Origin of the sequence: Oceaniovalibus sp. ACAM 378, from assembly GCF_008085915.1 — a bacterium.
GTDB lineage: Bacteria > Pseudomonadota > Alphaproteobacteria > Rhodobacterales > Rhodobacteraceae > Oceaniglobus.
On the sequence record NZ_VSJK01000020.1, the window covers coordinates 41809 to 64947 of the forward strand.

Genomic DNA, 23139 nt, shown 5'->3' on the forward strand with positions numbered 1-23139 from the left:
GAAGGCAATGCGACTGGACCGCATGGCCGAAGCCTTAGCGGACCTTCAGGCCCAAGATGGTGCCGCCGATCTCAGCCACGCCGAATGGCTTGGTCTGCTGGTCGATCGCGAAGTCGCAAGCCGAGAAACCAAGCGCTTTGAAGCCCGGATGCGCTCCGCCAGGTTGCGCCATGTGGGTGCTTGCCCAGAAGATGTCGATTGCCGCGCGCGGCGCGGCCTCGACAAGGCGCTGTTCCAAAGTCTACTCACCGGCAAATGGATCACCGACAAGCGCGGTCTGATCCTCACCGACCCCTGTGGGGTCGGCAAAACCTGGCTCGGCTGCGCCCTGGCACAAGCAGCCTGTCGCGACGGTGTCACCGTGGTCTACCAGCGAATGCTGCGCCTCTTCGAAGATCTGGAACTGGCCCATGGAGACGGTCGCTTCCCCCGGTTGTTTCGCAGCATCACGAAAACCCAGCTGATGATCCTCGATGATTGGGGGCCGGACCGGCTTACCGCCACGCAGCGCCGCAATCTGATGGAGATCGTCGAGGAGCGATACGGTCGCAGCTCAATCATGATCACCAGCCAGTTGCCCATCAAAGCGTGGCATGACGTCATCGGCGAGCCGACATTTGCCGACGCCATTCTCGATCGCATCGTTCACAACGCCTACCGCATCGAGCTGGAGCGGCAATCTATGCAGAAAACCATCGCCAAAATGGATGACGGCGAAACGCCCCAAACCTGATACCTGAAATCCGCTGCCTCAGGGCAACGCGGCACAGGTGGGCGAATATCCCGGAACAGGTGGGCGCGTGTTGTCGGAATGGGTGGGCGAATGCTCCGGAATACGCATGGGCAGTCTGGGAAGTTGAGGCTAGGGGTTTACGCATCCTTGTCCGGCTTTGGGTCGTCATGGGTAAGAAAGATCAACGTACAGCATTGCAGCTATCTGAACGATTTCGGGGCGGTTCCGAGGCGTCTGAAGATGCGCTTGCTCATCCTCAGACGCTTCAAGACCGCTCCTTCCGGCCTGGGCCGGTTTGTTCTGACAGCGTCACTGTCCAGCTTTTGGTGCCTGCCATCCCGTCGAATTGATGGCAGGCACCGCAATAAAACCCAGTTCGGTTTTACGAGGCTCAGAGTGGGCTCTCGGGGGTCAACCCTTCGATTGCATAGACACGCGTAGGTGAGCCGTCTGCGCGTGGCAGTTTCAGCGGTGCCGCACTGAGGAAGCAGTGCGATCCTGACAGGCTTGACGTGTTCACGACATATTCGATCAGCGTGATTCCGGCCCGCAGACAGACGTCGTGGGTCACATGCTCTTCTGTCGGAGCCATGACACCATCCAGCAACAGGCGGATGGCATAGTCCTGCGGAAAATCGACAGCAATTGCCGTCGGTTTGCGCGCAGCAAGCCATTCTGCAGCGTCGCGGGTCAGATAGGGTGCATCGGTCCAGAACGTGCGATCGCGATAGTCCCGTTGAAGATCCCAACCGGACGACAGCAAAAGGATCTCACCCTCTGCTCCGCCCGGATCAGCGCGTTCAAGCCTTTCGGCGTCGATTGCCTCGTTCGGTTTGACGTCACGCAGGTTCAGAATCCGACAACGGCCAACGACATGTGCAAGCGGTGTCGCCTCTATCGTTGGCGCACCTGCGATAAAGTGGGCCTGCGCATCGACATGCGTGAACCCGTGACAGGTGGTAGCCAGGCGGGAGACCCTGAATTCGTCCCCCGCCGCGATATCGCCTTTGACTTCCAGATCGACCGGCCAGCGCAAATGCGGCTCGATCATCATGCTAAGATCAACGATCCGCATTAGCTGGCGGCTCCTTTGATCTGATCCAACAGATCGGTGCCAAAGGTTGCCACAAAGTCTTGTTCAACCGCTTCGGTCACAATTTCTGCGAAAGCTGCGCGATCAGGTTCTTCCACAACTTCCATGCCTGCTGTTTTCAGCTCAGCAAGGCTTGTTGCTTCGGCGTCTTCGTTCATCTGCCTTTGCGTCACTGCCATGTCACGCGCAGCACCGAGCAGAACGTCTTGCAAGGCCGCGGGATAGGCCGCGAACTTGTCGTTGTTCATGCAAAGAGGGGCGGTGGTAAAGGCGTGCCGGGTCAGTGAAAGGTGCTTTTGCACTTCGTAGAAACGGGCATTCAAGATAAGTGTGACGGGGTTTTCCTGCCCATCGACCGTTCCAGTTTCCAAAGCGGTGAACAACTCGGTGAATGCCATCGGTGTCGGAGACGCGCCAAGAAGTTGGAAAGCCTTGATATGCGCGGGGTTCGGAGTGGTTCTCAGCTTTAGGCCGCGAATGTCGTCGGGAGTTGCGACGGCGCGCCGATCGTTGGTCAGGTTCCGCCAGCCAATATCCCAAGTGGACAGGGCTTTGATGTTGGATCCTTCAAGCTCTGACCGCATTCCGTCGCCGATCGGGCCATCCATGACAGCGGCCACATGATTGCGGCTTTGGAACAGAAACGGCAAATCAAGTACGTTCAGGACAGGTGCAAGACCGGTAAAGTATGGGTTGCCGGTGATGCAAAAGTCGATGGATCCCCCACGAACGGCACCGATGATCTGCTGATCCGATCCAAGTCCGCCATTGGGGAACACCTGGACTTCGTATTCGCCGTCTGTGTCGGTCTTGATGCGATCGGCAAATTGCAGCGCGGCGGCCTGCCAGCTGTCCGAAGTCGGGTGCGGGTGTGCAAAGCGCATCCGAGTTGCTTTGGCTGCGGCGGGGCTGCCAATAGAGAACAGTGCGACACCGGCGGCAGCGCTGGTAAGGGCGGTTCTGCGAGTAAGCTTCATAGTTTTCTCCCGAGTTTAAAAGTTTGCAGAAAGATCAGCGACCCATGAACCAAGCCGTCGGAACGGTTATCAATTCAGGAACAAGGATCAGCAGAATTAGGACAAGAACCTGCGACAGCAGGAAGGGCAGGACATTGCGGATGACCTGTTCCATGGGCGTTTTACTAACGGCGCAGGTCACGTTGATAACGGTCCCGACCGGAGGCGTCAGCAGCCCGATTGCGGTGGCCATGATGAAAAGCACACCGAAATATACCGGGTTAATGCCTGCCTGTTTGACAAGTGGCATGAACACCGGCGTGAGGATCAGGATGGTCGGAATGAAATCCAGAACCATCCCGATCAGCAGGACCAAAAGCACCATGACAAGCAGAAGCAAGGTCTTGTTGTCCATGACCGGCCCAAGAAGCCGGGCCACTTCGCCCGGAACGTCGGCAATCGTGATAAGCCATGCCGAAACCATGGCCGCAGCAACCAGAAACATGACCGCAGCCGAGGTTTTCAGCGCAGAAAGCATGAGTTCCCGCATCTCTGACAGCTTAAGCTCGCGATAGATAAAGCCTCCGACAAAGGCGGCATAGACGGCTGCAACCACGGCGGCTTCGGTTGGCGTGAACACGCCCATCCGCATCCCACCAACAATCAGCAGGGGCATTCCCAAGGCCCAAAGGCTGTCCACCAAGGCTTTGCGCACTTCGCGGCGATCAGCCTTGCCTTCACGGGCCACTGGTTCGTCACCGGCGATCAGCCACCAAGTGAAGGTCAGTGAAAGGGCCATAAGAATGCCCGGTACAATGCCAGCCATGAAAAGCTGCGTGATCGAAACACCGGCGGCGACGCCGAAGACGACAAATCCGATAGACGGTGGAATGATCGGCGCGATGATCCCGCCCGCAGCAATCAACCCTGCGGCGCGTGGGACATTATATCCGACCTTGCGCATCATCGGGATAAGGATCGACGCCAGTGCCGCAGTGTCTGCAACGGCAGATCCCGAAATGCTGGCCATGATAAGGGCGGCGACGATGGTCACATAGCCAAGCCCGCCGCGCTTGTGGCCCACAAAGGCCACCGCAAGATTGATGATACGGCGCGACAAGCCGCCCGCATTCATAAGCTCACCGGCAAGCATGAAAAATGGTACGGCCATCAATGGAAAGCTGTCCGCACCACCGATGAGATTCTGTGCGAGAATCTGGGCATCGAACATGTCCAGATGCAACATCAGTGCAACACCGCAGATGAGCAAAGCGATAGCTACAGGTGCGCCAAGGGCCATCGAGCCAAGAAGCGAACCGAGAAAAACGAATAACATTAAGAACGCGGCTCCTTGTTCGAAGCACTCTGCGCAAGCAATTCATCGACTGCCATCGGTAGCGGTTCGATGAACCGCCCGGTCAACAGGCGGAGCAGCTTTTGCAAGTTCAGTCCGGCAATGCTCAGACCGCAGGCGATTCCGGCAACATAGGTCACGCCCAGAGGTATCCCCGAGACCGGGGAATAGTTGGTCATGTTGATCTTCGCCTGCGCCCAGCAACCAATTACCAGCAAGGACATGCAGAACAGGCTGGCCAGTTCGACACTGATCCGTGACATCAATCGCGCCTTTGGGTGCATCATGTTGACCACGGCCGACATCCCAAGATGCCCGTCCTCACGTGCCACCAGAAACGCGCCGCCGAAGGTCAGCCAGACAAAAATCATCCGCGAGACTTCTTCAGAAATCGTGATGCCGGAATTGAATCCATAGCGCAGCACGACATTTCCGAAGACCATTGCGATCATCACGACGAAGCCTGCAATCAACAGGTTTTCGACCGCTGCAAGCAACCAAGCTCGCAGGGTCATTCCATATATGTTTTGTGTTGTCATGGGCTAGAGTACGAACCGCCCGCCATCAACCATCAGGACTGATGCGGTGACATAAGAGGCTTCATCAGAGGCCAACCAAAGAACGGGATAGGCAACTTCCATTGGATCAGCCCAACGGCCCATCAGGCAACCGCCCTGCGCCTCAAGATCAATGTCTGCCTGCGAACGTCCTGCTTCTTCTGCCCGCCGACGGTGGAACGGCGTAAAGGTCAGGCCCGGGCAAACGCTGTTAACGCGAATTCCGTGCTTTGCCTCTTCAAAGGCAAGCGTTTTGGTCATCGACACGATCCCGGCTTTGGTGACGTCATATTGCCCCATTCCTGCGCGTGGATTGACCGCATGGGTCGACGAGATATTGACGACACTGCCGCGCCCGGATGCGCGCAGATCACCGATGACTTCCTGCGTCAGCCAAGCATAGCTCAGCAGGTTGACGGCGAAGATTTTATCCCATGTTTTGGTGCGGGCTTCGGCCAATGCTTCGTAGGACCGCATGCCAGCACAGTTGACCAGAGTGTCGACCGGCCCAAAATCGGCCCGGGCCTGATCCGCTATGTGTTTGGCACTGGCTTCTTCGCCGACATCGGCGACCAGCGTTGAAAGTTTGATGTCTTTCTGTTCCGCGCGAAGTGTCGTTTCGACTTCGGCCAGCGCGGCCTTGTCTGAATCGACCAGCAGCACCGATGCGCCTTCACCGCACAGCAATTTACCGATTGCCGAACCGATGCCCCCGGCTCCGCCGGTCACAATCGCGACTCTGCCTTCTGTACGTCCCATCGTTTTCTCCATTTGTATAACTTAGCTAAGCAGGGTGATTTCCTGGGAAGGATCTTGGCGCAGCCAGATGATGCGAAAGAGCCAGACCAGGCTGTAAATGGCCATCAGGAACCCACCCGCCGGGATCGCCGCGTACCAGTATGTTTTGTCCAGACGCAGGAACGGCGTCGTCTCGCCAGAAGCTGCGGCGAAAAGCCAGCCGTAATAGGTCAGCATCATAGCGAAACCGAACATCAGCAGATTGATGCAAACCGCGAGAGCAAACTTCGCGCGGGGCGGCAACATGCCTTCCACGATTGCGACGCGATAAAGCAGACCATCGCGCCAAAGCGTTACCGTCGCCAAGATCACGATCCAGATGAACAAGAGCTCGACGATCTCGTCATAGCCACTGATTGTGAACAGCGGCACGAGCCTTAGGATGATGGACATGCCAAGTAGCAGGAACAGCGCCGCGAGCATGATGATGCAGGTGATTTTGCAGAAACCGGCAACTGCATTATCCATTTTTTGCAAGAAATCCATCATCAAAACCCGTAGCCAAAGTAGTGTGGCAGCCAAAGTGAGATCGCCGGAATATAGGTGACCAGCAAAAGGCTGACGATAAGGCCGATGAAATACGGCCATATTTCCCGCACGATTTCTGGGATCGGTACGCGTGCGACACCTGACACCACATAGAGACAAAGACCGACGGGGGGCGTTACAAGACCGATCATCAGGTTCAGCACCAAGACAACGCCGAAATGGATCGGGTCGACCCCTATGCTTTGCACCACGGGCATCAGCACGGGGAAGGCGATGATCATCAGGGCAATGCCCTCGATGAACATGCCAAGAACCAAAAGCGCGATGGTGATGATCAGCATGATCACCCAGGGTTCGCTGGACAGGCCAAGCAGTGCCTGAAGAATGGCGTTGGGGATCTGCTGCTGGATCAAAACCCAGCCGAATGGTGCTGCGAGGGCAATGATGAACATGACCTGCGCGGTCTGACGCGCGCTTTCCCACAGGACGTCATAGACTTGAGTATATGTAAGCTCTCGATAGACCCACCGGCCAAGTCCGAACGCAAAGGCCGAGGCCACAACGGCCGCCTCTGTCGGTGTAGCGATGCCGGTGAGAATGACCGTCAGAATGGCTGGCGGCAGCATCAGGGCAGGGAAGGCGGCCAACAGGGTTCGCACTGCCTGTCGGAACGGCGGAAAACCGGCACCCCGTGGCAGGTTAAGATAACTGGCTGAAATTGCGATGGCCGTCATCAGGCATACGGCCATAAGCAATCCGGGCAGGATGCCCGCAAGAAACAATGCTCCGACCGATACGTTTGCGAGACTGCCATAAATGACGAAGGGAATGCTGGGCGGAATGATCGGCCCGATGGTCGAAGAAACGGCAGTGATCGTTGCGGCATAGCTGGGCCGGTAACCTGCGGCGGTCATCGCCTTTTGCTGGATGACACCCATACCGGCGGCATCTGCGACGGCCGAGCCCGACATTCCTGCAAAGATCACGCTGGCCAACGTGTTAACATGGGCAAGCCCACCGCGAATTCGGCCCACCAAAAGCTGCGCCACGGCAAAAATTCGTTCTGTCGTGCCGCCGACATTCATCAGGTTTCCGGCCAGGACAAAAAATGGAATGGCCAGCAGCGGAAACGAGGTCGTTCCAGCATAGACCCGCTGCACGAAGATAAAGAGCAGATCCGGCCCGACAGTAAGCACCATTGTTGCAGCCGCGATCAGGCCAAGGGCAATCGCAATGGGAACCCCTCCCATTATTACGATGCATATGGCGACGATTAGCGTGATGGTGAGCATTGCCGCAGGCTCCGGAATTGTGTTGCGGGACGGAGACGGGAACGGAGTGTTGCCTCCGTTCCCGTTAATGGATCTGTGGTGAGTTTAGGACCGTGCGGCTTGCACCAGGCTTTCCCATTCTGTCCAGGTTTGGTCACCAAGTGCTGCACGCAGCTGATCGTAGGCCGGACCCATTTTGGCGCGGAAAGGCTCTACTGCTGGCCGTGTAACTGCAATGCCGAGACCTTCCATCGTTGCGATGGCAGCCTCTTCGCCGCTTTGCACTGCCTTACGTGCCTCATTGCCTGCCTTGATGGATTCTTCGGAAATGATCGCACGCTGTTCTTCAGTCAGCCGGTCGTTCCAGACCCGCGGATTGGCGCAAAGCATGATGGTTGCGTAGATATGCTTGGTCAGTGCCAAGTGGTTCTGCGCTTCAAAGAACTTGGCAGCAAAGGTTGTCGAGACGGGGTTGTCCTGTCCGTCGACCATCTTGTTCGCCAGTGCCAGATAGACTTCCTGGAAGGCGACAGTCTGTGTCGAGGCGCCAAGCGCTTCGAATGCTGCTTTGATGGCCAGTTCTGGCGGAACGCGGATCTTCAAGCCTTCGACGTCTTCTGGTGTGTTCACTGGGCGGCGGCTGTTGGACAGTGCTCTAAAGCCCCATTCAAAGTTGGCAATCCAAGAAAAGCCGGCTGTCGCAAGCTGGGCTTCGATCCAGTCACGCGCGGTCACGTCCAGCACCTTGTGGGCATGGTCGTAGTCGTCAAACTGATAGGGGATGTTGATGGCGCCAATGGTGGTCGAAAGCGCTTCGATATTGGCCGGGTTCATCAGAATAAGGTCAATCGCACCAAGTCTGGTCTGCTGCGCCGTATCGGTCGGCGAACCAAGCGCGTTGTTTGCGAAGATCGTGATGCCGATCTCTCCGCCGGTGCGCTCTCCGATGCGGGCGACCATCGCCTCGGCCGCAATATGCACCGGGTGACTTGTGTCCGCCGGGTGTGTCAGTCGCAACTGGGTCGCTGCGGATGCGAAGGGTGCGCGCAGCACCAGTGGAGCAGCCAAGCCCCCGGCCAGAACAAAACGGCGGTTAAGTTTAATGGATCGTGACATATTGCCTCCCTGCAAATTCACTTTGGTTCGTTCGTCTAGATAGCTTTCTTGATCCTATTCAGGGCTCGCTTAACCACCCTGCCTCCCGGGCATTTGGCTATCGTGACTGCCGACGGTCTGTATCGGACTGCCGTTTCGAAAAACTTTCTGCGCCCCGGTGTCGTTAGAATTGCCGAGTGACTGAGGTCTGGAATTCGCCTTTGAAAGAGCTGTGACGACGGCTGTGCACATTCTATATCGTATAGGATATACATTACTGATCAAGAGATTCCCCTTTTCCATCGTCCGCGGTTCACTCCCCCAACCCCACTAGAGTTGATCGCGCACCGCAGTCCTGCTTTCGACTCTTTGGGGTTTATCATCCGGAAAATCCTGTTGTGTGTTTCAAGTCGGCCTGTTGGCACAGCCCGCCCAGTCAGCGATCTGCCAGCATTTCATCATCCATTTCTTTGCGCATTGACCAAAGTTTTGACTCTTGCGGCGCTTCGACCATGTCCATCGTAATCACGGTTCCTGCTGGAACATCGCAATTCAGTCGGTGGTGGCACATCATGTGAAACGGGATGGGCGCGCCGGGTCGGGCAGCACGGGCCGGGACGAGAAGCCCGTCTATGCCTTCCACCTCATGATGGCGCCCCTTCGGCTCAAGCAAGGTTCCCTTGCTCAGTGGTCGGTTTGTGCGTCCCACCAGATCAAACCCGGCTTCTACACGTCCGGAACCAGAAGACCTCTTTTCGAGACCTGCAAGCAGAATGGTTGTCGCGGATTGCACCCCAAGCAAGTGGACCGGGTTTACAATGGTTGCAGACTTGCCATCGCGGCTGACCAAATGGCCCTTTTCGCGCAGGAATTCCCAAGTATAGCTGTCCTCGCAGGCGACAGTTACAAAGACGCCACCCGCAAGGCTGAATTCATCCGGGCGCCGCAAAAGATTGACAACATCGACCACTCCGCCGCACGATAGCATACCGCCCGGAACAAGCAGATCAGGTATTTCCTGCACCCGTGCGACAGGGGCGTGAAAATCTGCTCTGTCGACCCCCAGCCCAAGGGCATTGGCGACAAGTCCCATTTCTGTAAGATCGGCCACCGTTCGTTGTGGGATTTCCGTCAGTTGCGCGGCGCGTGCCGCGATGACCTCGGCAGGATCTCGTTCTGCGAAATTCCATAAGTCGCCAAAGCCGGGGACCGAAACCGTTTGGGAGACACAGGTTACGGTTTCTCTCGCCGGGTCGAATACAAAGTCATACTCGCTGGATTTTGCAGCACTCAGAACCTCAAGCCCAACGACCTGCGCCCAAAGAACAAGTTGCATCAACAGGCTGGGCTGATCGCCATCGACAGGTGTATAGACCACTCCGGCTGAGGTTGCGCGCTTGGCAAGAAGCGGGCCGATAACGGAGTCGGCCTCTTTAGACACCATGACCAAGTGACGGCCCTCGGAAATCGCCAGTGCAGCATGGGTTGCGGCGGCTTCGGGATGCCCGGTTGCTTCTACGACAACATCGACAGTCATGCGCGGAACGAGTGTTCCATCGTCAGTCAGCACGATTGAGCCTGCTTCAATGGCAGCAGTTGCCTGAACAAGTGAATTCGTCTGCACGACGCGGTCTTCGGAAATGCCCGCTGCCTTGATGGCAATCAATGCGCGGTCAGCATCGGTGTCACAGATTGCGACGATGTCCAGCCCGGCAGCTTTGCGGGCCTGAAACAGCAGCGAACGTCCGTAGTCGCCAAGCCCGATAAGCCCGACCCGCAGTTTATGTTGCTTGGCTTTTTCAAGCAGGGAACCGTAGTGCAAGCGCCTTCTCCTCCAGAAGCAGGGCAAAATTCAATATGTCGACGGCCGCAGCCTCAAGTGTAGGTTTCGCCTGGCCGGTTCGGCCGGGTGAACTCCAAGTGACACCTTGACGGTGATGTTTTCGTGATCCTTCCCCGGGTGGAAAACGCTTGCACCAATAGACAGTTAGGCCCTCTAAAACCTAAAATGCATGCAAAGAGACGGATTCGTCAACAAATTATTCTGGAATGTACGAATATTCGAGTAGGTTGCGTGCAATCTATCCTGTTTCCCGTTTGCGGATATGGCACCATCTTTAAAATGGGCTCTGAAAACACGAGGCTGGCCAAATGACAGAACACATAGATTCGACTGCTCCTTTACCCGATTTCGCCGACGAGAACGGCCAGACACAGCATGTGCGTGTAACCGACTGGTTGCGGGATCGCGTCATTGAAGGGGAGTTTGGGCCGGGCGACCGAATACCAGAGGTCAGGACATGCCAGCGCTTGCGAATCTCTCGTACGCCGCTGCGCGAGGCGATCAAGGTTCTTGCCGCAGAACGGATTCTGACCTTAAAGCCCAATCGCGGGGCCATTGTCACACAGACCAATCCGCAAGATGTGGATCACGCCATGACAGTGATCGCATCGCTGGAAGGGCTTGCCGGAGAGTTGATGTGCCAACGTGTGACGCCCGAAGAGATCGAGCGTCTGACCGTCCTGACCGCGGAGTTGACGGATCGGTTTCTCGACAGTGACCTTCTTGGTTACTTTAAGGTCAATCAGGAGATCCACCGTCTGATCGTTGAAGGCTCTCGCAATCCGACGTTAATGGAGACGATGATTCAGCTTAACAACCGCTTTGCCCGTTACAGATATGACAGCAACAAGTCGCCCGAACGGTGGAAGCGTGCGATTCAGGAACATGAGCAGATCCTGATTGCCATTTCCGAGCGTAACGTCGCGCTTCTTGGTGCATTGCTGCGCTCCCATGTTTCTCGCGGATGGGGTGTCGCCAAGGAAGAGACGTTGGCAGAGCAGAAATCAGGGAGGGCGGGCCTTCCTGATTGACCATCTGAACCCCAGTTTAATGCCATCGTGCAAGTGTCATCATCTTGTCGCTGCGGCCAGCGGGAACGGTTTCCTTTCCGAAGCGGTTCGGGGCTTGCACGTTCACCTTAATATCTTTCGGCATCTCTATAAAATCAATGCGTCGGTGTCGGCCTTAAGTCCGTAACATATCGCGATTTCGTCAATCAGCGAGTCTGAAGGCCGCTGCTGGTCGCAAAAGCCACCTCCTGCACACCCAAGCAACGCCGCGAACAGATCCGATCCGCGCCTCAAGCCACAATGACGAACTCTTCCGTATCGACATATGGTTCAACCGGACCAAAAAGGGGTGAGCTTTGCAATGGAAATTGACGTTCGTCAGTCGCCGCAACAGTGATCTCAGTTGCCAACTAATCCTATACGATATACAAGATTTTGGATACGTATTGCGTTAATGCTGGCTTTCCATTATTGAATGCAATTTCAAAGGTGGTGAAGCAGGCCGTTACTCCTTTGAATAAAATAGACTTTTGGGGAGGAAAAGTTATGGCGTTGCCGCTGGCGGGAATCCGAGTTCTCGATATTTCTCAGGTCATGGCAGGGCCGTTCTGTTGCATGCTGCTCGCTGATATGGGCGCGGATGTTATCAAGATTGAACCGCCGGAAACTGGCGATTCGACGCGCCAGTCCATGGGCTTTCGTCTGAAGGGTTCTGACAGCCCCGGCTTTCTGGCTCTCAATCGCAACAAACGCAGTATCACTCTCAACCTGAAAACCGATGCGGACCGCCAAAAGCTGTATGCGCTGGTCAAGACCGCTGATGTGCTTGTCGAAAATGCCCGGCCCGGCGTGGCCGGTCGGTTGGGCATGGATTATGACACGCTGCGCGCGATCAACCCGCGTCTTATCTACGCCAGTATTTCCGGTTTCGGACAGACCGGCCCTTGGTCGCAGCGTCCGGGGTTCGATCTGATCGCACAGGCGGTGTCGGGCGTTCTCAGTTCCAACGGCTTCGAAGGAATGGAGCCTGCCAAGAATTCGATACCTGTTGCCGACTTGGGGGCAGGGTTGTTCACATCTTATGCCATTCTCAGCGCCGTTATCGGGCGGCAGGTTTCCGGCGAGGGTCAGTTCATCGACTCCTCGCTGTTCGAGGCCGCTTTGTCCCTATCAGTCTGGGAAACCACTGAGCTTTGGGGAACGGGAAAATCCCCCGTTCCGATTGGATCGGCAAACCGCATGTCCGCACCTTATCAAGCGGTTGAAGCATCTGATGGCTGGTTTGTCATCGGTGCTGCCAACCAGGGGCTTTGGCTCAAGTTGCTTGAGGTGATGGGAATAGAAGAGCTGCAACAAGATGAGCGGTTTGCCACCAATGCTGCGCGAGTGGCCAACCGGATCGTTCTGATCGAAACATTGGCCCCGACGTTCAGCAGCAAAAGCCGCGAAGAGTGGATTACAGCATTGCAAGAAGCAGGTATTCCGGCGGCTCCGATCCTTGATTACGGCGAGGCGGTTGAATCGGAACAGGCCGTCGCACGCGAGATGGTGCAGATGGTGCCACATCCGGTCGAAGGCGAATTCCGCGCACTCGGGTTTCCCGTCAAGCTTAGTGGGACACCGCAACAAATCCGTCGGCACCCACCATTGCTGAATGAACACGAAGACGAGATCTTGGCCGAACTTGTGGAAAAGGGACTTTTGAGCCGTGATAGGGGTGCCGTCTGATGCCCGCGCCTCAGATCATTCTTGAAAAATCCGGCTCCGTCGCGCGGATAACCTTTGACAACCCCAGCGCATTTAACGCGCTGACCTCTGGCATGTGGCAGGACTTGGCAGATGCCGCGCGCGATGTGACTGCGGATTCCAACATCCGCGTTGTTGTGTTTCGAGGTGTCGGCGGCAAAGCATTTGTTTCCGGCACCGACATTTCCGGTTTTGCAAAGTTCACGTCGGGATCGGATGGGGTCGACTATGAGACCCGCATTGATGCCTGCATGCGGGCGCTGGACGAGATTTCCGCAACGACGATTGCAGTCGTGGACGGATGGTGTGTTGGGGGTGGACTTAACATCGCCTCGGCCTGCGATTTCCGCATTGCGACGCCAGAGGCGCGGTTCGGCTCGCCGATTGGGCGGACCTTGGGTAATTGCCTGTCCGCGCTAAGCGTTGCGCGGATTGGGGCGGCAATTGGTGTCTCAGTGGCAAAGCGCATGCTTTTGCTCGGCGAAATCATCCCAGCGAAAGAGATGATGACCAATGGCTTCCTACTCGAAGTGGTCGAGCGGGACGAAATTGATGGGTGCGTCGATGATCTATGCAAACGGGCGGCGGAAAACGCGCCGCTGACAACAGCAGCCTGCAAGGAAGTGCTGCGTCGCATGACGCTTGAGAACCTGCCAGATGCAGATGACGTGATCAGCCAAGTCTACGGAAGCGAAGATTTCCGGCGCGGCGTAGAGATCTTTCTTGGTAAAACAAAAACCCTTCCAGAATGGACGGGCCGATAGGGACTGACACGGCAGCGCGTCCAATTTGCAGACCGAAGCGGGGGCGGCACGGCAGGTGTCTGGAAGAACTGTAATTAGGGAGGAATGACATGACGCAAGCAGCTAAGCTGAAACTCGGGTTCATCGGCGTCGGCTTGATGGGAGAGGCGATGGTGCGCCACCTTCTTGATCTGGGCCACACCGTTACCGTTTGGAACCTTGAGCCAGAACGCCTTGAAACAGTTGTTCCGCACGGAGCCATTGCCGCGCAATCCCCGGCGGAAGTGGCGGCTGCCAGCGATATCGTCATGATGTGCGTTCTGAACATGGCTGCGGTCGAACGCTGCATCTTTGCCGAAGACGGCGTTGCCGCCAATGGTGCTGGACCTGCCGTTGTGGTGGATTTCTCTACTGCTGATCCCGAAGGCACCCGCAACGCGGCCGAGCGTCTGCGCAAGATGACTGGCGCTGGCTGGGTGGACGCGCCTGTATCAGGTGGCCCGCAGCTTGCACGCAACGGCGGCATGACGGTGATGGCCGGCGGCTCTGCCGAGGATTTCGAAAAGGTCCGCCCTGTGCTTGATCAGATGGCAGGCAACCTGACGCTTATGGGGCCGGTAGGCGCTGGCCAGACCACAAAGATCTTGAATCAGGCCATTGTTGGCACGGGTTATGTGGTGATGGCCGAGGCTTTGATGCTGGCCGAAGCTGCGGGAATTGATGCCGCCGCTTTGCCCGCCTGTCTTGCCGGGGGTCATGCCGACAGCACCCTTTTGCAACGGCTTTATCCCATCATGCAGCAACGCGCGTTTGAGCCACCCACCAGCTTTGCACGCCAGCTTTTGAAGGATCTCAAGGCGGTTTCAGCCTTTTCGCAGGGGCTTGGGGTTGATCTTCCGGTCATCGAAAAAGGCGTGTCGCGGTTTAACGAATATGTCGCGCTTGGCCATGAGATGACTGAATCCGCCGGAGTGGTGAAGCTTTACGAACACGAAGCGGAAGAGAGGAAGAAATCCAAGTGAAGATGTACAGTGGACGCTGATACCATCTGATCAAGATCTAAGGTTGGAGAAATACTAGATGAGCGAGCTTCCCAAGCGTCCAAAGGCCGTCATCGACGCGCATCATCACATATGGGATCTGCGAAACGATCTTCCGTGGCTCAAGGAAGAGCGGATCCCCTTTCGCTATGGTGATTATTCTTCGATCTGCCGCAACTATATGCCTGACGATTATCGCTTTGATACAGCCGGTTGGCCAATTGTCGGCTCGGTCTATATCGAGGCCGAATGGAACCGCAAAAAGGCAGCCGAGGAAAGCCGCTGGGTTGCAGAAATCGCAGCCAGCAGCGGCGTTCCTTCGGTTATGGTCGGGTGGTGCGATCTTGCCGATCCGGGTGCAGAAGAACTCCTCTCAACGCTTGCTGAAGTGTCGATTTTGCGTGGCATTCGTCACAAGCCCGCTTCGGCGGCCACCGCACCAGAGGCAAGGCGTGGTGAGGCTGGATCGATGGATGATCCGGTCTGGCGTGATGGTTACCGGCTTCTTGAGCAGCATGGGTTTTCCTATGACCTTCAGACCCCGTGGTGGCATCTGGATGCAGCTGCGGAACTGGCGCGGGATGTTCCCCAAACGCCGCTTATCGTGAACCATACTGGCCTGCCCGCCGACCGAAGCCCCGAGGCGCTGCAAGACTGGCGCAAGGCGCTAGAGACTGTGGCCGCTCAGCCCAATGTCTTTATCAAAATTTCTGGCATTGGCCGTCCGGGTCTTCCTTGGACGGTCGAGGCCAACGGGCCAATCATCCGCGATGTTATTTCGATCTTTGGTATCGAACGGGCGATGTTTGCCAGCAACTTTCCGGTCGATCGGCTCGCAGGTGATTTCGATACGATTTTTTCCGGCTTTCTCGCTGCAACAGCCGATTTCCCTGAGGAGGGGAGGAACCGGCTGTTCCACGACAACGCAGCGCGCGCCTACAGATTGCGAGACGTGAAAGTTTAAAAAGTGCAGTCAAAACAAGGAGGAGAATAAAAATGAATAAACGTCAAATGTTGAAGCTCATGGGGGCCACCACAGCGCTTGCGATGAGCGGGATGTCTGCACAGGCAGATACCGTAACGATCCGTTACGCCCACGTCGGCTCGGAAGGTGACATCCAGTATTGGTATGCGGAAGAGTTCGCCAAACGCGTTGAAGCGGCCACCGAAGGCCGTGTCGAAGTGCAGGTGTTCCCGAACTCCCAGCTTGGCGGCGCGCAGGAAACCGTAGACGGCGTGCGTAGCGGTGCGATTCCGTTGGCGCATCACGAATTTGCCTCGCTCGCGCGACTGCTGCCCGACATCTCGGCTTTCGCGGCCCCCTTTGCCTATCGTGATGGTCGCCATGCGATGGCGGCGACAGATCCGAAAAGTTCAGAAGTCATGCAGGACTTGGCACAGCAACTGATCGAAGCCGCCGATATTCGCATTATCGGCCGGCTGTATCGCGGCGCACGCCAGATGACGGCAAACATGCCAGTCTATTCCCCGGCTGATCTTGAAGGCAAGCGTTTCCGGGGTGTGCCACTGCAGCTTTGGACCACGATGGTCACCGGTATGGGCGCGATCCCGACACCAGTAGAAGTCGCGGAACTGCCGACTGCGCTGATGACCGGTATGGTGATCGGGCAGGAAAACCCGCTGACGATGATCAACGCGAACAAGCTGTACGAGGTGCAAACCCACGTTATGCTGACGGGACACATGCAGAACGTGCTGCCGGTGTTCATCAATGAAACCGTGTGGCAATCGATCCCGGAAGCCGACCGCGAAATCATTTCCAAAGTCGCGGAAGAAATCGGCGCCGAGACTCTGGAGCGTGGACTTACGGCAGAGGTCGAGCTGATTGACGAGCTGAAAAGCAAGGGCATGACCTTTATCACCGAGGCCGACGGGCTGAAGGTTGATGAGTTCCGTGAATCGGTCGGCATCGAAGTGGCGAAAGACTTTCCAACCTGGGCTCCGCTGATCGAGCGTATGCGCGCGATTCAGTAAGCGTTGAATAAGGGCGGCGTGGGATGACCTGCGCCGCCTGCTTTGTTCAGAGTACCGCAGTGGAGGAGGTCTTTCGTGGATAGCAATAATTCCGGCCCGGAAGTGCCGAAAGCCGTGGCCGCCACGGATGGCCGGGCCTACGCGATAGACCGCATGATCGAACCTGTTCGCTGGGTCTTTCGGCTTAGCAGTCTGTTTGTTTTGATCGCACTGATTTCTTTGCCCTTCATTCAGGTCATCATGCGCGAAGTATTTTCCAGCCCGATCGTCGGCGCGGAAGAGTTGACCCGCTTTATGTTGATCAGCTCCGTGTTCCTCGCTTTTCCCTATGTCGTGTCGTCTGGGGCCAGCATCAGAATGGAAGAAATAGTGGCGTTCCTGCCGCGCAGGGTCATCACTGGGATAAGATTTGCCGGGTCGGTTATTGCCATTCTGGCCTTTGCCATCTTGGCCTTCGCAAGCCTGACCGCAATCAGCCGCAACCTTGGAAACGCGACACCGACCTTGGGAATTCCCTATTGGATCTTCTTTGGCGCTGCCTTTTGCGGCTTTACGATGACCTGTCTCGAATGTCTGATCCAGCTTGCTAAGGCGCTTCATAATCGGCCCCTCTACATCACCTTTAGGCAGGAACAAGAACCTCCGCAGGATTTCGACATCGTTCTGGAACCCCAGCGGAAGGAAGACTAAGCACCATGGCCATCCTGATAATTCTGGCCTTTGTTGGCTTCTTTATCCTCGGCTTTCCCGTGGTCGTTGCGCTTGCTGTTCCTGCGATGGTCTATCTTCTCGTGTCGGGCTTTCCGATCGAGCTGATGGCGCAGCGCATGACGTATGCACTTGATTCATTCCCCTTGGTTGCCGTTCCGGTCTTTATTTTTGTCGGCAGTCTGATGAACCAGGCCGGAATCACCGGCCATATCTATCGTTTCGCGCAAATTTTAGGCGGGCGGGTTCCCGGCGGATTGGCGCAGGTCAATGTGATTGGATCGCTGGTCTTTTCAGGAACATCGGGCGCGGCTCTTGCCGATATCAGCGGGTTGGGACGAATTCAGGTCAGGGCGATGGTTAGGGCCGGATTTACACCCGAATACTCTGCTGCGGTCACCGGCGCTTCGGCGTTGGTGGGGCCAATCTTTCCGCCGTCTATCCCGCTTGTGATCTATGGCTCGGTCACAAGCGTTTCCATCGTGCAACTTCTGGTCGCGGGTATTTTGCCCGCCATAATGTTCATTGCGATGTTGATGGTGATGGTTGGTTGGCTGGCAATCCGGCACAATCATCCGCGCTCGTCTCGCTGGCCCACCATTGCAGAAGCGTGGGAGTCTTTCTTGCCCGCGTTACCGGCAATTCTGGCGCCGGTGCTTCTTGTCGGCGGTATGTTGAACGGCTTTTTCACGCCGACCGAAGCGGCGTCTGTGACGGTTGCCTATATCTTGATCATCGCCGTCTTCTATTACCGTGACTTAACGTGGGAGCGTTTTGTTTTTGCACTGTTTGAAACGGTAAAGACCACATCGGCGGTTCTGATCATTGTTTCTGCGGCCGCTTTGTTTGGCTGGGTGATGGCGGTTGAACAGTTGCCGCAGATGGTCACACGTAGCCTGCTGACCATTTCAACCGAGCCTTTGATGCTGTTGTTCATGGCCAATGTTCTGCTTTTGATTGTTGGCATGTTTCTGGACAGCACCACCGCGACGCTGTTGGTTGCGCCGCTGATTGCTGCACCACTGGTCATGGCGGGCGTCGATCCTGTTCATCTTGGCATCGTATTTGTGTTCAACCTGATGATCGGGTTGCTGACGCCGCCGCTTGGACTGGCGCTGTTCATGTTATCGGACATTGCCAAAGTGTCGATGTGGGCGGTTCTGCGTGCAGTGGTCCCATTCTATATACCGCTATTCTTGATGCTTTTCGTAATTACGATTTGGCCGGATCTGGTACTTTGGTTGCCGAAAATGTTGCGCTAAGGAAATTGGCGTAAGTTCTGAAAAATAAATCGCAGTTCAATCCAAGGGCTGCGGCGCAATCATTTTCCGAGCGGCCGCGTGAGAATTCTGAACCTGACACTTTTACCGATGCTATGGGGCGCAGGCCTCGCTCAGGATCGGTGTGGCAGGGGGCTGGGTGTCAGAATGGTGTTCGCAACCACAACCTGATGATCGGCCTTCTGCACAAACCGTTCTGAGGCCTATTCAAAGCAAGCAGCCCCGTAATTCTTACCAGCGCTGAACACCGGTCAGAACTACGGGGCAGAGTGTCAGCCCCAAACGGTTTCGGGGTCGAGCGCCTTTTTGAAATGGCCAAGCAGGTCAGCAGAGCTTTCGCTCGTGTCTTTGCGCGGCAGGCGATGGGCTAGATTGCGCCCCAACTCTACTGCGTTTTTGGTCGCGCCAGTGTCTGCAATGCCTTGCCCCGCGATGTCATAGGCGGTGCCATGGGCAGGGGTCACAATAGGAAATGGATATCCGACAATCAGCGTCACGCCACGATCAAAGCCAAGCAGCTTCATAGCGATCTGCCCTTGGTCGTGAAACATGGTCAGAACGGCGTCGAATTCGCCCTTGATGGCGCGCACAAATACGGTGTCTGACGGGACCGGCCCGGTGACTCCATCTGCTCGGCTTTCGCACGCTCTACAGCGGGGGCGATAATATCGTCATCCTCGGTGCCGAAGTTGCGCCCGTCACCAGCATGGGGGTTCAATGCGGCGACACCGATGTGTGGTCGGTCAAACCCGGCGCCCTGCATGATCTCGGTGGTCAGTTTGAAACTTTGAAAGATTTTATCTTCAGTCAAAGCATCGGCCACTTCGCGCAACGGAATGTGCGAGGTGACGCGGGCGTTCCACACTTCGTCATGCACGTTGAATTCTCGCCCGGGCGGGGTTGCGCCGATGGTGGCGTTGATGAACCCAATTTCATCCCCGTAATCGGATTGGGCCATGAGCATGGCATGTTTGTTGAAGGGGGTGAAAAACACCACATCCGTTAGTCCGGCATGGGCCGCCAGCAGGGCCCAGCGAAAGTTCTGTACTGCCGAACATCCGCCTTCGACGCTCCACGTGCCTTGGGGGACGGTTTCGGGATCGCAGTTACCCAGATCGATCATGAACGTGTCATCCGGCAGGGCCCCTGCCATATCCGCCATGGGCAGGACAGGCAGATCCAGTGTCACGCCTGCATCCATTTCGCCACGTGCGAGCAACCGACGATCACCGATTACGATCATGTCATTCTTGTAGGTATCGGTATCAGCAAGGATTTTGTGGCAAGTTCCGGGCTGATGCCCCCCGCGTCGCCAATTGCAAAGGCGACTCTGATCGGATGGGTCATGTTATTCCTCATTTTGCATTTATTATTCAAAATGGAATTAATTTGCTTTGCAAGCGATAATGGTATTGGCAAATCGTTCCTTTTGCCTGTTCAGACTATGGCCCGCCATGAGAATTCCAACCGATATGCCGCGCCTGAAAGGCTTTCGATATCCACGTGAGATCATTGCTTATGCTGTTTGGGCCTACCATCGCTTCGCACTGAGCACGGCCGACGTTGAAGACCTGGTGGCGGAGCGGGGTGTGCTTGTCAGCCGGGAAGCGATTCGGCTTTGGGTCAATCGCTTCGGGCGGCACTTCGCGGATAGCATCCGGTGTGACGGACCAAGACCGCACGACAAGTGGCCCCTTGACGAGGTAGTACTCACGATCCGTGGCCAGAAACGTTGGCTGTGGCGCGCAATCGACGCTGACGGAGATGTGCTTGATATTCTCGTGCAAACGCGCCGGAATGCAAAAGCAGCAAAACGGTTCTTCAAAAGATTGGTCACAAGGTTCGGCGAGCCGCGCGTTGTAATCACGGACAAGTTGCGCAGCGACATCAAGCCAATCAAGACGTTAGCCCCGTGTGCGGATCACCGGGCCCACAAGGGTCTAAACAACGCGATCGAAGTATCGCACCGGCCGACCCGAAAACGAGAGAAGATCTTCGGCAAGTTCAAATCCCGCCAGCAAGGTCAGAGGTTTCTGTGCACGTATGATCAAATCAACCTGATCTTCCGCCCGCACCGCTAGCAACTTTCAGCAGCCTCATACCGCCACGCCCGCTCAGATGCCTTCAGCCTCTTGGCCGACTACACCGCAGAAGTGGTGACATGATCCTGTCTTTTCCAAGATTCACAAGCTGACGCCAACAACCTGGCAATACCTCCGGGGCTACTGTTTTAATCGGGTTGATGTGGCTGCGTAGTTTGTCGGTGATGACGCCCCTCGGTTGGCCAAACTTTGCAACCAGCCTTTTGAAAAACCGCTTTGCTGCCTTAGCGTTTCGGCGTGTTTGCACGAGGATATCGAGGACGTTGCCATTTGGGTTGATTGCGCGCCAGAGCCAGTGCTTCTTGCCACGGATCATGCGGACTACCTCGTCAAAGTGCCACTTGTCGTTCGGTCGTGGTCGATCCCGGCGGATGCAATAAGCGAAATACCGACCAAAGCGATTGACCCAAAGCCGGATCGCTTCCCGGCAGACTATCACTCCCCGCGCAGCCAACAGGTCTTCAACGTCGGCCGTGTTCAGGGCTAAGCGATGGTAGGCCCAGACAGCGTACGCAATGATCTCACGAGGATAACGGAAGCCCAACAGACGCGGCATGTGGGTTGGGATGTTCATCAGCTCTCCATACCCAGATCAGATGCGTCCAACTACTTGGCAAACCCCTCCATGTGCTACATTGAACCGGCACACCATCGCCTCGCCAGACCCGACAACGCAACAGTCCCTTCGGGAGAGTTCCAGGGGGACTGATCAAGAAGGTTTGGCTGAATGGTGGCCGAGCAAATGAAGGTTGTTGCAAAAGGCTGCCTTGATCTCGAGGCTGACAGGAAACAGTGAGAACTTCGTCGGTCACTCCTCAGGTGCCGGCCCGTGGCGCAACGTGGCGAGCGTCAAGCCGAAGGCGATGACCCCGCAAAGTGAGATGACCGCGACCATCGGTGTTACCGTGCCGTCAAAGAACGGACTGGCAGCGATGATCATCCCGCCACCTGTCAGCATCTGCAACGTGCCGCCAAGCGAAGAGGCGAGTCCCGCGATGTCGCCGTGATCATCGAGCGCCATGACCATCGTTGTCGGGATCACCAACCCAAGACCTGCATTGCCGCAAAAGAGCAGCCCGACCACGATTGGCAAGCTGGCGTGGCTGGAAAGCGCAATTGTCAGAAGAACAAGTGTAAAGCCGGCAAACATGCCGGTGCCAAACCGGATGGTCCGCGCCAGACCAATCCGTTCGGCCAGCGGCCCAGCCAGCTGTGAAGCCGCAAAGAATCCGATGGCATTCACGGCGAAAGCTATCGAGAAGCCGGTGGGCGATAGGCCGAACTCGTCCATGTAGACGAAGGAGGCAGAGGCAAGAAACACGAAGAAACTTGCCATGCCAAAGGCGCCGATGAATGTCAGGCCCAGGAAACCGCGATCAGTGAACAGGACACGTGCACCCCGTAACATCGAGCGGACATTCACCGGCACGCGACGTTCGGGCGGCAGCGTCTCCGGCAATAGTGTCGCAGTCATCGTGAGGCTGATCAGTGCCGCCGTGGCCAAGACCACGAAGATTCCGCGCCACCCAGCCAGCGCCAGCACCCCACTTCCAGCCAACGGGGCGAGCATTGGTGAGATCGAGATCACCAGCATGATCATCGCCATCAGACGCGTCGCTTCCGCGCCTTTATGCATGTCGCGAATGATGGCGCGCGGCACCACCATCAGGACAGCGCCGCCCAGTCCCTGAACGAACCGCCATGCAGTCAATTCCGCCACCGTCCCGGCCAGTGCCGCGCCGATTGAGGCCAGTAAGAAGATACCCACGCCGAAAAAGATCGGCAGCCTGCGGCCCGATTGGTCGGCCCAGGGGCCATAGACGAGCTGTGCAAGGCCGAACGCAACGAAGTAGGACGTGATCGTTGCCTGAATCGCAGTCTCGCTGGCGCCAAGGTCCGCGGCGAGGGCCGGCATGGCAGGCAAATACATGTCGATCGCGAACGGACCAACTATCGAGAGGGCACCAAGCACCACCGCCGAGCGGATGAGATTGCCAGACATCTTGTTTGCTTTCAGAGAATCCGACGAGCGCCCGATCAGCAGGCCCCGTCGATGAGTTTGGGATGTGTTCACGCCGCCGATCGCCGAACCGGACCGTGCCAAAACACGAATCCGACTGCAAGACGCATTCGTTCGTTTGGCTGGAAGTGGCCAACGGCAACGCCGGGGACAGAGGCCGCGGTGTCGCCGGGTGTCATTCCGGCCACCGCCCCACGCCGCTATTTGCCTTGGTGCGTCATCGCCTAAATCGAGTTTTCGCTATCACCGGAGGGCAGCGGAGGAGATGATCTGGGTTGGACCGGTGAGGGCCTCCAAAGGGCGTTG

At 56.6% G+C, this 23139-nt stretch carries 19 protein-coding genes and 3 pseudogenes; 10 read left to right on the plus strand and 12 right to left on the minus strand.

Features of this window, described 5'->3' with window-relative positions; translation table 11 throughout:
* The first annotated feature begins 7 nt into the window (after window positions 1-7).
* Window positions 8-733, plus strand: a complete 726-nt coding sequence (gene istB / locus FQ320_RS21035) for an IS21-like element helper ATPase IstB (protein WP_148475315.1) — start codon at window positions 8-10, stop codon at window positions 731-733.
* A 391-nt stretch (window positions 734-1124) separates the two neighbouring features.
* Here the strand turns inward: istB and FQ320_RS21040 are convergent, their stop codons facing one another.
* The 9 genes from FQ320_RS21040 to FQ320_RS21080 form a co-directional block, all read right to left on the minus strand.
* A complete protein-coding gene (locus tag FQ320_RS21040) occupies window positions 1125-1808 on the minus strand; it encodes a cyclase family protein (protein WP_148475284.1) in 684 nt (227 codons plus the stop codon).
* On the minus strand, window positions 1808-2803 hold the full coding sequence (locus FQ320_RS21045) for a DctP family TRAP transporter solute-binding subunit (protein ID WP_148475285.1): 996 nt from the start codon (window positions 2801-2803) through the stop codon (window positions 1808-1810). The genes FQ320_RS21040 and FQ320_RS21045 overlap by 1 nt, the downstream gene beginning before the upstream one ends.
* Before the next feature lie 34 nt (window positions 2804-2837).
* Window positions 2838-4118, minus strand: a complete 1281-nt coding sequence (locus FQ320_RS21050; RefSeq protein WP_148475286.1) for a TRAP transporter large permease subunit — start codon at window positions 4116-4118, stop codon at window positions 2838-2840.
* Window positions 4118-4651 (minus strand): TRAP transporter small permease, encoded by a 534-nt coding sequence (locus FQ320_RS21055; protein WP_187394016.1) that lies wholly within the window; start codon window positions 4649-4651, stop codon window positions 4118-4120. Before FQ320_RS21055 ends, FQ320_RS21050 begins: the two co-directional genes overlap by 1 nt.
* Before the next feature lie 27 nt (window positions 4652-4678).
* Window positions 4679-5452, minus strand: a complete 774-nt coding sequence (locus tag FQ320_RS21060) for an SDR family NAD(P)-dependent oxidoreductase (RefSeq protein WP_148475288.1) — start codon at window positions 5450-5452, stop codon at window positions 4679-4681.
* A gap of 21 nt (window positions 5453-5473) precedes the next feature.
* On the minus strand, window positions 5474-5977 hold the full coding sequence (locus FQ320_RS21065; RefSeq protein ID WP_187394017.1) for a TRAP transporter small permease: 504 nt from the start codon (window positions 5975-5977) through the stop codon (window positions 5474-5476).
* Between the two features lie 2 nt (window positions 5978-5979).
* A complete protein-coding gene (locus FQ320_RS21070; RefSeq protein ID WP_148475290.1) occupies window positions 5980-7272 on the minus strand; it encodes a TRAP transporter large permease in 1293 nt (430 codons plus the stop codon).
* Window positions 7273-7356: 84 nt separating this feature from the next.
* A complete protein-coding gene (locus FQ320_RS21075; protein ID WP_148475291.1) occupies window positions 7357-8367 on the minus strand; it encodes a TRAP transporter substrate-binding protein in 1011 nt (336 codons plus the stop codon).
* Between the two features lie 415 nt (window positions 8368-8782).
* The gene (locus FQ320_RS21080) at window positions 8783-10168 is read right to left on the minus strand and encodes a hypothetical protein (protein WP_187394018.1); all 1386 of its coding nucleotides are present in this window, start codon (window positions 10166-10168) and stop codon (window positions 8783-8785) included.
* A 329-nt stretch (window positions 10169-10497) separates the two neighbouring features.
* Here FQ320_RS21080 and FQ320_RS21085 point away from each other — a divergent pair, with 329 nt between their 5' ends.
* From FQ320_RS21085 to FQ320_RS21120, 8 genes are all read left to right on the plus strand, one after another.
* Window positions 10498-11220, plus strand: a complete 723-nt coding sequence (locus FQ320_RS21085; protein ID WP_148475293.1) for a GntR family transcriptional regulator — start codon at window positions 10498-10500, stop codon at window positions 11218-11220.
* A gap of 414 nt (window positions 11221-11634) precedes the next feature.
* Window positions 11635-12927 (plus strand): CaiB/BaiF CoA-transferase family protein, encoded by a 1293-nt coding sequence (locus FQ320_RS21090; protein ID WP_255509651.1) that lies wholly within the window; start codon window positions 11635-11637, stop codon window positions 12925-12927.
* Entirely contained in the window at window positions 12927-13709 is a 783-nt protein-coding gene (locus tag FQ320_RS21095) for an enoyl-CoA hydratase (RefSeq protein WP_148475294.1), read from the plus strand. The genes FQ320_RS21090 and FQ320_RS21095 overlap by 1 nt, the downstream gene beginning before the upstream one ends.
* A gap of 89 nt (window positions 13710-13798) precedes the next feature.
* Window positions 13799-14710 (plus strand): NAD(P)-dependent oxidoreductase, encoded by a 912-nt coding sequence (locus FQ320_RS21100; protein ID WP_148475295.1) that lies wholly within the window; start codon window positions 13799-13801, stop codon window positions 14708-14710.
* A 58-nt stretch (window positions 14711-14768) separates the two neighbouring features.
* A complete protein-coding gene (locus FQ320_RS21105) occupies window positions 14769-15692 on the plus strand; it encodes an amidohydrolase (RefSeq protein WP_148475296.1) in 924 nt (307 codons plus the stop codon).
* Between the two features lie 32 nt (window positions 15693-15724).
* A complete protein-coding gene (locus tag FQ320_RS21110) occupies window positions 15725-16723 on the plus strand; it encodes a TRAP transporter substrate-binding protein (protein ID WP_148475297.1) in 999 nt (332 codons plus the stop codon).
* Window positions 16724-16837: 114 nt separating this feature from the next.
* Window positions 16838-17413: a TRAP transporter small permease gene (locus tag FQ320_RS21115; protein ID WP_148475298.1), complete on the plus strand. Its 576-nt coding sequence runs from the start codon at window positions 16838-16840 to the stop codon at window positions 17411-17413.
* A 5-nt stretch (window positions 17414-17418) separates the two neighbouring features.
* Window positions 17419-18693 (plus strand): TRAP transporter large permease, encoded by a 1275-nt coding sequence (locus tag FQ320_RS21120; RefSeq protein WP_148475299.1) that lies wholly within the window; start codon window positions 17419-17421, stop codon window positions 18691-18693.
* A gap of 290 nt (window positions 18694-18983) precedes the next feature.
* Here FQ320_RS21120 and FQ320_RS26130 read toward each other — a convergent pair.
* A pseudogene (locus tag FQ320_RS26130) lies at window positions 18984-19954 on the minus strand (4-hydroxythreonine-4-phosphate dehydrogenase PdxA).
* 211 nt (window positions 19955-20165) lie between these two features.
* Here FQ320_RS26130 and FQ320_RS21130 point away from each other — a divergent pair.
* Window positions 20166-20876, plus strand: a pseudogene (locus tag FQ320_RS21130) (IS6 family transposase).
* 13 nt (window positions 20877-20889) lie between these two features.
* Here FQ320_RS21130 and FQ320_RS21135 read toward each other — a convergent pair.
* Together FQ320_RS21135 and FQ320_RS21140 are read right to left on the minus strand one after the other, a co-directional pair.
* Window positions 20890-21387, minus strand: a pseudogene (locus FQ320_RS21135) (IS6 family transposase); the annotation flags it as partial.
* Between the two features lie 234 nt (window positions 21388-21621).
* Window positions 21622-22815, minus strand: a complete 1194-nt coding sequence (locus tag FQ320_RS21140; protein WP_148475300.1) for a multidrug effflux MFS transporter — start codon at window positions 22813-22815, stop codon at window positions 21622-21624.
* Window positions 22816-23139 lie beyond the last annotated feature (324 nt).

What these genes read in the sequence shown, in the direction of transcription:
- FQ320_RS21100 (WP_148475295.1), top strand. Translation starts at nt 13,799, where the DNA reads ATGACGCAAGCAGCTAAGCTGAAACTCGGGTTCATCGGCGTCGGCTTG.
- FQ320_RS21140 (WP_148475300.1), bottom strand. Translation starts at nt 22,815, where the DNA reads ATGTCTGGCAATCTCATCCGCTCGGCGGTGGTGCTTGGTGCCCTCTCG.
- FQ320_RS21065 (WP_187394017.1), bottom strand. Translation starts at nt 5,977, where the DNA reads ATGGATTTCTTGCAAAAAATGGATAATGCAGTTGCCGGTTTCTGCAAA.
- FQ320_RS21110 (WP_148475297.1), top strand. Translation starts at nt 15,725, where the DNA reads ATGAATAAACGTCAAATGTTGAAGCTCATGGGGGCCACCACAGCGCTT.
- FQ320_RS21120 (WP_148475299.1), top strand. Translation starts at nt 17,419, where the DNA reads ATGGCCATCCTGATAATTCTGGCCTTTGTTGGCTTCTTTATCCTCGGC.
- FQ320_RS21050 (WP_148475286.1), bottom strand. Translation starts at nt 4,118, where the DNA reads ATGTTATTCGTTTTTCTCGGTTCGCTTCTTGGCTCGATGGCCCTTGGC.
- FQ320_RS21060 (WP_148475288.1), bottom strand. Translation starts at nt 5,452, where the DNA reads ATGGGACGTACAGAAGGCAGAGTCGCGATTGTGACCGGCGGAGCCGGG.
- FQ320_RS21105 (WP_148475296.1), top strand. Translation starts at nt 14,769, where the DNA reads ATGAGCGAGCTTCCCAAGCGTCCAAAGGCCGTCATCGACGCGCATCAT.
- FQ320_RS21095 (WP_148475294.1), top strand. Translation starts at nt 12,927, where the DNA reads ATGCCCGCGCCTCAGATCATTCTTGAAAAATCCGGCTCCGTCGCGCGG.
- FQ320_RS21045 (WP_148475285.1), bottom strand. Translation starts at nt 2,803, where the DNA reads ATGAAGCTTACTCGCAGAACCGCCCTTACCAGCGCTGCCGCCGGTGTC.
- istB (WP_148475315.1), top strand. Translation starts at nt 8, where the DNA reads ATGCGACTGGACCGCATGGCCGAAGCCTTAGCGGACCTTCAGGCCCAA.
- FQ320_RS21075 (WP_148475291.1), bottom strand. Translation starts at nt 8,367, where the DNA reads ATGTCACGATCCATTAAACTTAACCGCCGTTTTGTTCTGGCCGGGGGC.
- FQ320_RS21040 (WP_148475284.1), bottom strand. Translation starts at nt 1,808, where the DNA reads ATGCGGATCGTTGATCTTAGCATGATGATCGAGCCGCATTTGCGCTGG.
- FQ320_RS21070 (WP_148475290.1), bottom strand. Translation starts at nt 7,272, where the DNA reads ATGCTCACCATCACGCTAATCGTCGCCATATGCATCGTAATAATGGGA.
- FQ320_RS21085 (WP_148475293.1), top strand. Translation starts at nt 10,498, where the DNA reads ATGACAGAACACATAGATTCGACTGCTCCTTTACCCGATTTCGCCGAC.
- FQ320_RS21055 (WP_187394016.1), bottom strand. Translation starts at nt 4,651, where the DNA reads ATGACCCTGCGAGCTTGGTTGCTTGCAGCGGTCGAAAACCTGTTGATT.